Genomic DNA, 12222 nt, shown 5'->3' on the forward strand with positions numbered 1-12222 from the left:
GCCGGGTCAGCGACCGGCGCCGGGTCAGTGACCCAGTGCCGCGTCGGCCCGGGCCAGCACGACGGGGGCGACCCGCCGGGCGAACCGCGACGTGAAGTGCACGCCGTCGGCGCGCACCACGACGCCGTCGATGAGCGCCGGGCAGGTCCCGCCGGGGCAGACCACGTCCGAGACGTCGACGACCACGGCCGCACCCGCGCTGTCAGCGGCCACCCGCCGCAGCACGTCGTTGAACCCCGCGACGTAGCTGCCGCCGGGCGCCAGCGGCTGCGACGAGCCGGCCGGCCGCCCGCGCGCGACCACCGTGCCCAGCGAGGGCCCCGGCGGTGGCAGGGCCAGGAAGACCACGCGCCCGCCCCGGGCGCGCACCTCCTGCACGAGCTGCCGGTATGCCGTCTCGACCGCCTGCGCGTGGGCGGCAGTCCCCGGCGACACCAGGGTGCCCCCGGCGAGGATGCCCTGGTGGTGCGACCAGAAGTCCGCGACCAGCACGACCGGGGTCCGTCCGGCGGCGCGCTCGGCGTCAAGGACCTCCAGCTGGCGCTGCCGGGCCCGGTCGTGGCAGGTCTGCGCCGGCGCGTCCGGGGCCGGTGAGCCGTTGGGCACCACGAGCAGCGCGGTCGGGGTGCACCGCACCCAGGCGGACTGCACGTAGCGGGCGTCGTGGGTGGCGGCCCATGCGCGCAGCCCCGGGTCCAGCGCCCGGGCCGTGGAGTCGCCGAAGAGGACCACCGACCTGGAGGCCCCGGAGACCTTGACGCAGGACGTCAGCGGGTCGGCGTCCTCGCCGGGGCAGGGGGAGTCGGCGCGGTCGGCGAGCTGGGCCCCGAGGCCCGAGGGCAGGGCGGTGGCGGTCACCGACGCGCCGGCCACGACGGCCGAGGCCAGGGCCGCGGCCACGGCGAGCCGGGGCACGGACCGGCCGGCCCACGGCATACGGCCCTGCTGGACGGGGCGCTCGACGAGGCGCCAGGAGGCCACGGACAGGGTCAGGGCGATGGCGACGCGGGCGGCCTGGCGCAGCCACCAGGACGGCTCGCCCGGCGAGCCGGTCACCGGCAGGGCGACGATGACCGGCCAGTGCCAGAGGTAGACGCCGTAGGAGATCGTGCCGAGCGCGACCAGCGGCCGCCACGACAGGGCCCGACCCAGGGGCGAGCCCGGCGCGAGCTCGACGCCGGCGATGACGGCGGCGACGGCCACGCAGACCACGAGCGCCCCGCCGCGGTAGAACAGCGGCGAGGAGTCGGGCAGCAGCACCAGGCCGGCGGCCAGCACGACGGCGCCGGCCAGCGGCACCAGCGTGAGCCCGCGGCGGGCCACGCGCTCGCGCAGGCGCGGCAGGGCCACGGCCAGCAGCACCCCGACCGCGAGCTCCTGGACCCGGCCGTCGGTGCCGTAGTAGGCCCGCGAGGGCGTGGTCAGCGCGTGCTCGAGGGCCATCGCCGCCGCGGAGAGCACCAGGCCCACGCCGGCGGCGACGGCGACCCGGCGACGCCCGCCGAGCCCCCGGCGGCGCCCCCACGACAGCAGGGCCCAGACCAGCGCCGGCCAGAGCAGGTAGAACTGCTCCTCGACGGCCAGGGACCAGGCGTGCCGCAGCGGCGAGGCGCCGGCGTAGGCCGCGAAGTAGTCCTCGCCGCTGCCGGCGAAGTGCCAGTTGGCGACGTAGAACAGGGTCGCCAGCAGGTCGCCGCGCCGGTCGGCCCAGTGCTCGACCGGGCCGGTCCACCAGACCCACCCGGCGCAGGCCAGCAGCACGAGGACCAGTGCGGGGAAGAGCCGCCGGACCCGCCGTCCCCAGAAGGCGACGAGGTCGACCCGGCCGGTGCGCTCGTGCTCGGCCAGCAGCAGGCTGGTGATCAGGTAGCCGGAGAGGACGAAGAAGGCGTCGACGCCGAGGTAGCCGCCGGGCAGGACGGCGCCGGAGCCGCCGCCGAGGTGGTAGACCATCACCGCGCCGACGGCGACGGCGCGCAGGCCGTCCAGCGCAGGGCGGCGTGAGCTCACGAGGGGATCCTTCGGCGGCGGGTGCAGGGCGCGACGGCCCTTCACGGTAGACGACCCCGGTGGGCCCGGCCCAGATGGTGCGGCACGGCTGGTCGGCCCCGGCCGGCGCAGGACGCCGGCGGTCAGCCCAGGTGCCGCAGGTCCTCGCGGCAGCGCCGCTCGAGGTCGTCGAGCTCGGTCAGGGAGTCCTCGATGTCCTTGCGCCGGCGCTCCAGCTCCAGGCGGCGGTCCCCGATCTGGTCGAGCAGGTAGGTGAGCTGGCCCGCCTCACCCGGCTGCTCGTCATACATGTCGACGATCTTGCGGATCTCCTCCAGCGGGAAGCCGAGGCGCTTGCCGCGCAGGATCAGGTTGAGCCGGGTGCGGTCGCGGCGGTGGTAGACGCGCTGGGTGCCGCGGCGCTCGGGGGAGATCAGGCCGAGGTCCTCGTAGTGGCGCACCGTGCGGTGGGTGACGCCGAACTCCTCGGCGACCTGCGCGATCGACCAGGTGGGGGACTCAGGCCTTGTCATGGGCCTGATCGTGCTTTACGTTGACGTCAACGTCAAGCAGTCGTCGGCCCACCCCTCGCCGGCGCGATCGAAGGGCCCCTGGATGTTCGAGCTCAGCAAGGACCATGAGGACTTCCGCGCCGTCGTGCGCGAGTTCGCCGAGGCCGAGGTGGCCCCGCACATCGCGCAGTGGGACCGCGACCACTACTTCCCCTCCGAGCTGGTGCCCAAGATGGGCGAGCTGGGCCTGTTCGGCCTCGTCGCGCCGGAGGAGTTCGGCGGTGCCGACGCCGACTTCACCTCGCTGTGCGTGGCGATCGAGGAGCTCGGCCGGGTCGACCAGTCGATCGGCATCACCCTCTCGGCCGGCGTCGGCCTGGGCATCAACCCGATCCTGACCTACGGCTCCCAGGAGCAGAAGGAGCGCTGGCTGCCCGACCTGGTCGCCGGTCGCGCGCTCGCGGCGTTCGGGCTGACCGAGCCCGAGGCCGGCTCCGACGCCGGGGCCACCCGCACCAAGGCCCGCCTCGAGGGGGAGGAGTGGGTCATCAACGGCGCCAAGGCGTTCATCACCAACTCCGGCACCGACATCACCTCGGTCGTCACCGTCACCGCCCGCACCGGGGAGAACCCCGACGGCTCGGCGCAGCTCAGCGCGATCATGGTTCCCGCCGGCACGCCCGGCTTCACCGTCGAGCCGGCCTACGACAAGCTCGGCTGGCACGCCTCCGACACCCACGGCCTCTCCTTCGACGGCTGCCGCGTCCCTGCCGGCAACCTGCTCGGCGAGCAGGGCTCGGGCTTCAAGCAGTTCCTCAAGACCCTCGACGACGGCCGCATCGCCATCTCGGCGCTCGCCGTCGGCCTGGCGCAGGCCTGCCTGGAGGCCTCGACCTCCTACGCGAAGACCCGGATGGCGTTCGGCCGCCCGATCGGCGCCAACCAGGGCGTCTCCTTCCAGGTCGCCGACCTCGCCGTCATGGTCGAGGCCGCCCGCACGCTGACCTACAAGGCCGCCTGGCTCAAGGACGAGCTGCACCACGGCCGCCGCTCGGTCGCCGAGGTCAAGCAGGCTGCCGCGATCGCCAAGCTCTACTCCACCGAGGCCGCGGTCTCCGGGACGCGCATCGCCACCCAGGTCTTCGGTGGCAACGGCTTCATGGAGGAGTTCCCGGTCGCCCGCTTCTACCGCGACGCCAAGATCCTGGAGATCGGCGAGGGCACCAGCGAGGTCCAGCGCATGGTCATCGCCCGCGGCCTCGGCCTGCCCACCGCCTGAACCCGTTGTCCTTCAAGGAAGATGTCGGTATGACGAGCCTGAGCTCCCAGCCCAAGCGCCCCTTCGCCGGTCCCACCGACGGGGGAGACCCGCGGGTGGCCAACGTGCGCCAGCGCCTGTCGGCGGCCTACGACGCCTCGGCGCTGCCGCCGGAGAAGGCGGCGGCCAAGCTGGCCTCGCAGAACAAGCTCTACGTCCGCGAGCGGATCGCGCTGCTGTTCGACGAGGGTTCGTTCGTCGAGGACGGTCGCTACGCCAACGCGATGGCGGCCGGCCTTCCGGCCGACGGCGTGGTCACCGGCCGGGGCACGGTCGACGGCCGGCCGGCGATCGTCGTGGCCAACGACCCGACGGTCAAGGCGGGCTCGTGGGGCGCGCGCACCGTGGAGAAGATCGTGCGCGCCACCGAGATGGCGCTGCGCGAGGAGCTGCCGATCTTCTGGTTCGTCGACTCCGCGGGCGCCCGGATCACCGACCAGGTCGAGCTGTTCCCGGGGCGCCGGGGCGCGGGCCGCATCTTCCACAACCAGGTCGCGCTGTCGGGCAAGGTGCCGCAGATCTGCTGCCTGTTCGGGCCCTCGGCCGCCGGTGGCGCCTACATCCCGGCGTTCACCGACATCGTGATCATGGTCGACGGCAACGCCTCGATGTACCTCGGCAGCCCGCGCATGGCCGAGATGGTGGTCGGCGAGAAGGTGTCGCTGGAGGAGATGGGCGGGGCGCGGATGCACTGCACCGTCTCCGGCTGCGGCGACCTGCTGGCCTCCGACGACACCGACGCCATCGAGCTGGCCAAGCTCTACTTCTCCTACCTGCCCCCCAGCTGGCGGGTTGAGGCGCCCTCCTACGTGCCGGAGGAGCCCTCCCGGCCGCTGACCCGCACGACGGTCCCGGAGAAGGAGAGCCAGCCCTTCGACATCCACGAGGTGATCGACGGCCTGGTCGACGAGGACTCCTTCTTCGAGGTCAAGCCGCTGTTCGCCGCCGAGCTCGTCACCGGGTTCGGCCGGATGGCCGGCGAGACGGTCGGCATCGTGGCCAACAACTCGATGGTCAAGGGCGGGGTGCTCTTCTCCGACAGTGCCGACAAGGCCGCCCGGTTCATCTGGCTGTGCGACGCCTTCAACATCCCGCTGATCTACCTCGCCGACGTGCCCGGCTTCATGATCGGCTCCGAGGTCGAGCGGGGCGGCATCATCCGCCACGGCGCCAAGATGATCACCGCCGTCTCCGAGGCCACGGTGCCGCAGTTCTCCGTGGTCGTCCGCAAGGCCTACGGCGCCGGGCTCTACGCCATGGCCGGGCCGGGCTTCGGTCCGGACGCGACGCTGGCCCTGCCCACCGCGCGGATCGCCGTGATGGGTCCGGAGGCCGCGGTCAACGCGGTCTACGCCAACAAGATCAACGAGATCGAGGACCTCGACGAGCGCGAGCGCTTCGTCCGGGACAAGCGCCGGGAGTACGAGGAGGACGTGGACCTCGAGCGCCTGGCGGCCGACCTGGTCCTCGACGGGATCATCGAGGCCGACGCGCTGCGCGAGGAGCTGCTGCACCGGCTGCGCTACGCGGCCCGCCGCGACCGCGCCTTCAGCCAGCGCCGCCGGGGGGTCCCGCCGGTCTGAGGGTGGGCGGGATTTGACCCGCACAGGAGGTTAGGTAAGGCTAACCTTCGTGAATCCCCGCGTGGTCCTCTCCTTCGTCCTGCCTGCCCTCGCGGCCACGGCCTGCGGCAGCCCTGCCGCAGGCCCGTCGGCTGGCACCCCGTCCGCCGACCGGACCGGTGCGGCCCGTCCGGCCGTCGTCGTCACGTCCACGGCCAGGGTGTGCAGGGCCGACGTGGCGTCGGTCCCCGCCGGCACGCAGGTCGTGCGGGTCCACAACGGCGGCAGGGAGGTCACCGAGCTCTACGTCCTGCGCCCCGACGGCACCCAGGTGGTCGAGCGCGAGGGCATCCAGCCCGGCACCTCCCAGGACATGACCCTCGAGCTGACCGCCGGCACGCACACGCTGCAGTGCCTGCCCGGCACGAGCGGCACCCCGGTCAACGGCAGCCTCGTCGTGACGGCGGCGAAGGCGGGCGGCAGCACGGACCCCCGCCTCGCCAGGGCGGTCGCGGCATACCGCGCGTATGTCGCGCAGCAGGCGAGTGCCTCCCTCACCGGGGCACGCCGGCTCCAGGCGGCGATCGCCGCCGGCGACGTCGCGAAGGCCCGGGAGCTGTACTGGACCAGCCGGGTCGGCTGGGAGGCGATGGAGCCGGTGGCCGAGGCGTTCGGCGACGTGGACCCCAAGGTCGATCTGCGCGAGGCTGACCTCGAGGCGGGGCAGCGGTGGACCGGCTGGCACGTCATCGAGAAGCAGCTCTGGACCAAGGGCAGCACGGCCGGCCTGACGCCGGTCGCGACGGCGCTGGTGCACGACCTGACCGACCTCGTCGCCCGCATCCCGAAGGCCGGGATCACCCCCACCTCGATGGCCAACGGCGCCAAGGAGCTGCTCGACGAGGTCGCCACCGGCAAGGTCACCGGCGAGGAGGAGGCCTTCAGCCACACCGACCTGTCGGACTTCGCCGCCAACGTGGCCGGCGCGAGGCGGGCGTTCACGCTGCTCAGGCCGGTGGTGGCCGAGCGCCGGCCGGAGCTGGCGGCCCAGCTCGACCAGTGGTTCGCCGCTGTCGAGGCGCTGCTCGCGAAGTACCGCAGGGGCGCGGGCTACGTCTCCTACGACACGGTCACCCAGGCCCGGCGCTCGGAGCTCTCCCAGGCCGTCGACGCCCTGGCCGAGCCGCTGTCCCACCTCGCCGCGGCTGTCGCATGAGTGCGCTCAGCCGCCGCCAGGCGCTCGGCTTCGGCGCTGCCGCAGCGGCGGGTGCCGTCGGGGTCGCCCTGGCCGAGGGGAGCGGGGCCTCGGTCTTCCGGGTCGGTCCCGGGGAGGCCGCCGCGCCGCAGGGGAGCCCGGTCCCGTTCCACGGGGAGCACCAGGCCGGCATCGCCTCGGCGGTGCAGGACCGGCTGCACATGGCCGCGTTCGACGTCACCAGCGACAGCCGCGAGGACGTCATCGCCCTGCTGAAGGCCTGGACCGCGGCCGCGGCCCGGATGACGCAGGGCCGCGAGGCCGGACCGGGTGGGGCGATCCCGTCGGTCAAGGAGGCGCCCCCGGAGGACACCGGCGAGGCGCTGGGCCTTCCCGCGAGCCGCCTGACCATCACCATCGGCTTCGGCCCGACCTTCTTCGAGAGGGACGGCAAGGACCGCTTCGGCCTGGAGGGCAGGCGGCCGGCCGCGCTGGTCGACCTGCCGCACTTCCCGAAGGACGCGCTCGACCCGGCCCGCAGCGGCGGCGACCTCGTGGTCCAGGCGTGCGCCGACGACCCTCAGGTCGCCGTGCACGCCGTGCGCAACCTGGCCCGCATCGGGTTCGGCACGGTCGCGGTGCGCTGGAGCCAGCTCGGCTTCGGCAAGACCTCCTCGACGACGCCGCAGGCGCAGACCCCGCGCAACCTCTTCGGGTTCAAGGACGGCACCAACAACATCGCCGGCGACGACGCCGACGCGCTGCGGCAGCACGTCTGGGCCGACGCCGGCGACGGGGCCGCCTGGATGACCGGTGGCAGCTACCTCGTCGCGCGCCGGATCCGGATGCACATCGAGACCTGGGACCGCACCTCCCTGGACGAGCAGGAGCAGGTGACCGGCCGGCACAAGGCGAACGGCGCGCCGCTGGGCGGGGTGCAGGAGCGCGACGCCGTGCAGCCGGCGAACCTGCCGAGGGACTCCCACGTGGCGCTGGCGCACCCCGACGGCAACGGGGGGCACCGGATCCTGCGACGCGGCTACAGCTTCGTCGACGGCTCGGACGGGTTCGGCCACCTGGACGCCGGGCTGTTCTTCGTCGCGTTCTGCCGCGACCCCCGCACGCAGTACGTCCCGATGCAGAACCGGCTCTCGCGCAACGACACGATGATGGAGTACCTCCAGCACACCGGCTCAGGCCTCTGGGCCGTCCCGCCGGGCGTGCGTCCCGGCGGGTGGGTCGGCCAGACCCTGTTCGAGGCCTGAGCCCGGCCGGGACCCCTCAGAGCGCCCGCGCGAGGGAGAGGGCGAAGCGGCCGGCCTCGTCGGTCCACCACTGGTCGAGTGCGAACCCGGCGGAGTCCAGCTCGGCGGCGACCTTGTCGCGGCGGAACTTCGCCGAGATCTCGGTGCGCATCTGCTCGCCCTCTGCGAAGTCCACCGCCAGGCCGATCTCGGGCAGCTCCACGTGCATCGCCCGCGTGGCCACCAGGCGCATCTCGATCCACTCCTGCTCGGCGTCCCACACCGCGCGGTGGCGGAAGGCTGCGACGTCGAAGTCGGCCCCCAGCTCGCGGTTGAGCACGTGCAGCACGTTGCGGTTGAACTCCGCCGTGACCCCGGCCGCGTCGTCGTAGGCCGCCACCAGGGTGGCCTCGTCCTTGACCAGGTCGGTGCCGAGCAGCAGCCACTCGCCGGGCTCGAGGACGTCGCGCACGCCCTGCAGGAAGGTCGCGCGCTCGCGCGGCAGGAGGTTGCCGATCGTGCCGCCGAGGAAGGCGACGAGCCGGGGTGCCTCACCGGGCAGCCGGTGCAGGTGCTGGGTGAAGTCGCCGACGACGCCGTGGATCGCCAGCCCGGGGTAGTCGGCCGTGATCGCCTCGACGGCCTCGCGCAGCGCCGATCCCGACACGTCCAGCGGCACGAACGTGCGCAGGGAACCGTTGTCCCGCAACGCATCCAGCAGCAGGCGGGTCTTCTCCGACGAGCCCGACCCCAGCTCGACGAGCGACCGCGCGCCGGTGTGCGCGGCGATCTCGCCCGCCCGGGTCCGCAGGATCTCCCGCTCGGCCCGGGTCGGGTAGTACTCCGGCAGCCGCGTGATGTCCTCGAACAGCTCGCTGCCCCGGGCGTCGTAGAACCACTTCGGCGGCAGCCACTTCGGCGAGCCGGTCAGCCCGTGCTCGGCGTCGGCCCGCAGCGCCTTGCCGGCGTCGTCGGCGGTGAGGTACGTGTCGACCTGCGCTTGGCTCATGCCCGTCCCTTGTCATCGATCGGATGCATCTCGAACGTCGTCGGCGTCGCGTGCAGCACGTGCCGGTCGGGCACCGTCACCCACGAGGCGTCATCGGGGTCCCACGGCTCGGAGCTGACCGCCACCGAGCCCTCGCCGCGGCGCACCCACAGCGAGTGCCACCACGTCGTCGCTGTGACAGCCTGCCCGTCGGTGAGCAGCAGGTTCAGCCGCGAGTCGGGGGCGGCCGACGCGACCTCGGCGACGACCCCCTCGAGGGCCTCCACCGCGTGCTTGCCCGCCCGCAGCCGGTGCCGCACCAGCGCCCACAGCAGGGCCGCGTCGGTGGGGGCGTCGAGCGTGGCCAGGTCGGTCACCGGCAGCCCGCCGGCGAGCTCGGCGACCGAGCCGGGCCAGCCCCGCACGACGCCGTTGTGGCTGAACAGCCAGCGCCCCTCGGCGAAGGGCGCGCACGCGGACTCCACGACCGGCATACCGACCGTGGCGCTGCGGGCGGCCGCGAGGACCGCGGTCGAGCGCAGCGACGTGGCCAGGTCGCGCAGCGACCCGTCCGCCCACATCGGGCAGGCCCGGCGGTATCGCGCGCCGTCACCACCGGGGGAGGGGTACCACCCGAGGCCGAACCCGTCGGCGTTGATCGTGCCGCCCTGACGCATGTCCTGCGGCGCCCAGCTCTGGTGCAGGAGCGAGTGCGGCGGGTCGAGCACGACGTCGGCGAGCGCCACCTCGGGGCCGACGTAGGCCAGGTGCCGGCACATGGCTCAGCCGAGCTCCTCGGGTCGGGCGTCGCGGGCGCATCGGAAGCCGGCGAAGATCTGCCGCCGGATCGGGTGGTCCCAGTTGCGGAACGTGCCGCGGCAGGCGACCGGGTCGGTGCCGAAGGAGCCGCCGCGCAGCACCTTGTACTTCGGCCCGAAGAAGACCTGCGAGTACTCGGCGTAGGGGAAGACGGCGAAGCCGGGGTAGCCGGCGAAGTCGCTGCTGGTCCACTCCCACACGTCGCCGATGAGCTGCTCGACGCCGAGCGGGGAGGCCCCGAGCGGGTAGGCGCCGACCGCGGCCGGGCGCAGGTGGCGCTGGCCGAGGTTGGCGTGGGCCGGCGTCGGGTCCTCATCGCCCCACGGGTAGCGGCGGGAGCGGCCGGAGGCGGGGTCGTGGCGCGCGGCCTTCTCCCACTCGGCCTCGGTGGGCAGCCGCTTGCCCGCCCACGCGGCGTAGGCCTCGGCCTCGTGGAAGCTGACGTGCACGACGGGCTCGTCCAGCGGCAGCGCCTCGCGCACGCCGAAGCGGGTGCGCACCCAGCGGTCGCCGTCACGCTCCCAGAACCGGGGGGCGTGGATGCCGGCCTGCTGCCGGTGGGACCAGCCGGAGGGGGACCACCACTGCGGGTCGTGGTAGCCGCGGGCCTCGACGAAGGCGAGGTAGTCGCCGCAGGTCACCGGTGCGGTGTCGATCACGAAGGCGTCGACGTGCACCTGGTGGGCGGGGCGCTCGTTGTCCAGCGCCCACGGCTCGGTCGAGGTGCCCATGGTGAACGCCCCGGCGGGCACGAGCACCTCGCGGGCGGGGAGCCGGCGTCCCGGCGGGGGCGGGGGCGCGTCGAGCACGGGCGCTCCGGCGCGCAGCTGGTGGGTCGCCAGCATCGTCTCGTCGTGCTGCTGCTCGTGCTGGGCGATCATGCCGAACGCGAAGGCACCCTCGAGCAGCGGCCGGCCCCCGAGCGCCGCGTGGTCCAGCACGTCGAGGACCTTGTCGCGGACCTCGCTGACGTAGCCGCGCGCCTCGGCCGGGCCGAGCAGCGGCAGCGCCGGCCGGTCGGCCCGGGCGTGCTTGAACGCGTCGTAGAGCTCGTCGATGTCCTGGCGCACGGGGTCGCGGCCGCCCACGTCACGGACCAGCCAGAGCTCCTCCTGGTTGCCGATGTGGGCCAGGTCCCACACCAGCGGCGACATCAGGCGGGAGTGCTGCCGGGTGAGGTCCTCGTCGTCGACCGCGTCGGTGAGCGCGGCACTGCGCACCCGCGCCCGGGTGAGGACCTCGGCGACGTGGGAGCGCAGCTTCTCCTGCTCCATGCTGGTCAGGTCCGGTGTTGCGGTCATGCCGAGCACCTCCGGCTCAGGGCGTGGTCGAGTCGTTGCTGCAGCTGGTCGCGCACCTGCGCCTCCAGCTGTGACGGGAGGGCGGCGCTGTCGAGGGCGGCCAGGGCCATCGTGAGGACGGTGGTCGCGGTCCGGGCGAGGGCGTCGTCGTCCAGCCCCACCCGTGCGGCGGTCAGCCACTGGTCGGCGCTCTCCTGGGTCACCTCGAGCACCTGGTCGACCCGCGCCGGGTCGGCGAGCAGGGTGGTCAGCACGGTGACCGGGGCGAGCCACGTGTCGCCGGTCTGCGCGTCGAGGTAGCGCACCTCGAGGTAGCCGTGCGGGCGCACCGGTGGGAAGAGCGTGGTCAGGTGGTAGTCGAGGTCCTCGGCCGTCGGCCGGCGCCCGATGGTGTCGGGCCGCGCGACCCAGTCGGCGAAGGTCAGGCCGGCCGGCGCGGTCCACGCGCCCTGCTCGCGCCGCACGCACAGGACCGGGGAGTCCAGGGCCATCCGGGCGTACTGCCCGACCGGGTCGGGCGTCCGGGCGGGGGCGAACGTCGCCGGGGGCGCGGTCGCGAGCGTGGAGCGCAGCCGCGCCGACACCCAGCCCGTGTCCTGCCCGGCCAGGACGCGGGAGTTGCCGAAGACGGCGGTCAGCACGGGGCCGAGCGCGTGGACGGCGTCCCACCGCGCGACCGCCTCGTGGGCCTCGCCGAGGTCGACGCAGACCTGCAGGCTGGCGGTGCTGGTCATCATGCGGGGGCCGTGCGGCCCCAGGAGGGAGAAGAACTCCTCCATCGCGTCGTAGCGCGGCGTGCGCAGGATGCGCCGGGTGGGCCGGTGCGGGTCGAGGCCGTGCTGGCCACGGGTCAGGCCGTGCGGGGCCAGGAGGGCGCCGAGCGCGTCGGCGTCGGCGAGGGCCGCCTCGAGCAGCGAGCCGAGGGAGGTGCTGGGGGCCGAGGAGATCTCGACCTGACCGCCGGGCTCCACGGTCACCAGGGAGCCGGCGGGGAGGGGCAGGTGGGGGCTGTGCGGGTCGATCGTGGTGGGCGCGTGGGTCCCGAGTGCCCGCACCAGGTCGGTGACCTCGACGGGGCGCGTCGGGTCGTCCTGGTGGTGGAGGGTCCACTCGAGCTCGACCCCGGTCAGCCGCGGAGGTCCGTGCTTGAAGCACACCATCGCGACGTAGCCCTCGGCCTGGTCACGCGACAGCATCGGCAGCGCGCGGACGTCGTCGTCCCCGGCCGCCACCGCGCCCCTCGGGAGGTCCATCGGGATCACCATGACCCGAAGAACCTAACCGCCGCCCCTGA

General features: G+C 74.0%; 10 protein-coding genes. 4 read left to right on the plus strand and 6 right to left on the minus strand.

What is annotated here, in order from left to right:
- Positions 1-24: 24 nt before the first annotated feature.
- Together AC3ANM_RS16050 and AC3ANM_RS16055 are read right to left on the minus strand one after the other, a co-directional pair.
- On the minus strand, positions 25-2010 hold the full coding sequence (locus AC3ANM_RS16050) for an acyltransferase family protein (protein ID WP_488285418.1): 1986 nt from the start codon (positions 2008-2010) through the stop codon (positions 25-27).
- Positions 2011-2132: 122 nt separating this feature from the next.
- Positions 2133-2522 (minus strand): MerR family transcriptional regulator, encoded by a 390-nt coding sequence (locus tag AC3ANM_RS16055; RefSeq protein WP_488285419.1) that lies wholly within the window; start codon positions 2520-2522, stop codon positions 2133-2135.
- Between the two features lie 82 nt (positions 2523-2604).
- Here AC3ANM_RS16055 and AC3ANM_RS16060 point away from each other — a divergent pair, with 82 nt between their 5' ends.
- From AC3ANM_RS16060 to efeB, 4 genes are read left to right on the plus strand one after another with little or no spacing between them, the layout of a single operon-like run.
- Positions 2605-3780, plus strand: coding sequence for an acyl-CoA dehydrogenase family protein (locus tag AC3ANM_RS16060; RefSeq protein ID WP_488287967.1), 1176 nt, complete (start codon positions 2605-2607; stop codon positions 3778-3780).
- A gap of 29 nt (positions 3781-3809) precedes the next feature.
- Positions 3810-5402 carry an acyl-CoA carboxylase subunit beta gene (locus AC3ANM_RS16065; protein ID WP_488285420.1) on the plus strand — a complete coding sequence of 531 codons (1593 nt, stop codon included), beginning with the start codon at positions 3810-3812 and terminating at the stop codon, positions 5400-5402.
- A gap of 49 nt (positions 5403-5451) precedes the next feature.
- On the plus strand, positions 5452-6597 hold the full coding sequence (gene efeO / locus AC3ANM_RS16070) for an iron uptake system protein EfeO (RefSeq protein ID WP_488285421.1): 1146 nt from the start codon (positions 5452-5454) through the stop codon (positions 6595-6597).
- Positions 6594-7841, plus strand: a complete 1248-nt coding sequence (gene efeB / locus AC3ANM_RS16075; RefSeq protein WP_488285422.1) for an iron uptake transporter deferrochelatase/peroxidase subunit — start codon at positions 6594-6596, stop codon at positions 7839-7841. Before efeO ends, efeB begins: the two co-directional genes overlap by 4 nt.
- A 16-nt stretch (positions 7842-7857) precedes the next feature.
- Here the strand turns inward: efeB and egtD are convergent, their stop codons facing one another.
- The 4 genes from egtD to egtA are packed head-to-tail and all read right to left on the minus strand — an operon-like array spanning position 7858 to position 12181.
- Complete coding sequence (egtD, locus tag AC3ANM_RS16080) at positions 7858-8829, minus strand: L-histidine N(alpha)-methyltransferase (protein ID WP_488285423.1); 972 nt, start codon at positions 8827-8829, stop codon at positions 7858-7860.
- Positions 8826-9587 carry an ergothioneine biosynthesis protein EgtC gene (gene egtC, locus AC3ANM_RS16085; protein ID WP_488285424.1) on the minus strand — a complete coding sequence of 254 codons (762 nt, stop codon included), beginning with the start codon at positions 9585-9587 and terminating at the stop codon, positions 8826-8828. Before egtC ends, egtD begins: the two co-directional genes overlap by 4 nt.
- Positions 9588-9590: 3 nt before the next feature.
- A complete protein-coding gene (gene egtB / locus AC3ANM_RS16090; protein ID WP_488285425.1) occupies positions 9591-10928 on the minus strand; it encodes an ergothioneine biosynthesis protein EgtB in 1338 nt (445 codons plus the stop codon).
- Entirely contained in the window at positions 10925-12181 is a 1257-nt protein-coding gene (egtA, locus tag AC3ANM_RS16095) for an ergothioneine biosynthesis glutamate--cysteine ligase EgtA (RefSeq protein WP_488285426.1), read from the minus strand. Before egtA ends, egtB begins: the two co-directional genes overlap by 4 nt.
- Positions 12182-12222: the final 41 nt, after the last annotated feature.

This window comes from Oryzihumus sp. JJN4-3R, from assembly GCF_057747915.1.

Excerpts from the sequence above, each read along its gene's own strand:
- AC3ANM_RS16055 (WP_488285419.1), bottom strand. The coding sequence starts at position 2,522 with ATGACAAGGCCTGAGTCCCCCACCTGGTCGATCGCGCAGGTCGCCGAG.
- AC3ANM_RS16060 (WP_488287967.1), top strand. The coding sequence starts at position 2,605 with ATGTTCGAGCTCAGCAAGGACCATGAGGACTTCCGCGCCGTCGTGCGC.
- AC3ANM_RS16065 (WP_488285420.1), top strand. The coding sequence starts at position 3,810 with ATGACGAGCCTGAGCTCCCAGCCCAAGCGCCCCTTCGCCGGTCCCACC.
- efeB (WP_488285422.1), top strand. The coding sequence starts at position 6,594 with ATGAGTGCGCTCAGCCGCCGCCAGGCGCTCGGCTTCGGCGCTGCCGCA.
- egtD (WP_488285423.1), bottom strand. The coding sequence starts at position 8,829 with ATGAGCCAAGCGCAGGTCGACACGTACCTCACCGCCGACGACGCCGGC.
- egtC (WP_488285424.1), bottom strand. The coding sequence starts at position 9,587 with ATGTGCCGGCACCTGGCCTACGTCGGCCCCGAGGTGGCGCTCGCCGAC.
- egtB (WP_488285425.1), bottom strand. The coding sequence starts at position 10,928 with ATGACCGCAACACCGGACCTGACCAGCATGGAGCAGGAGAAGCTGCGC.
- egtA (WP_488285426.1), bottom strand. The coding sequence starts at position 12,181 with ATGGACCTCCCGAGGGGCGCGGTGGCGGCCGGGGACGACGACGTCCGC.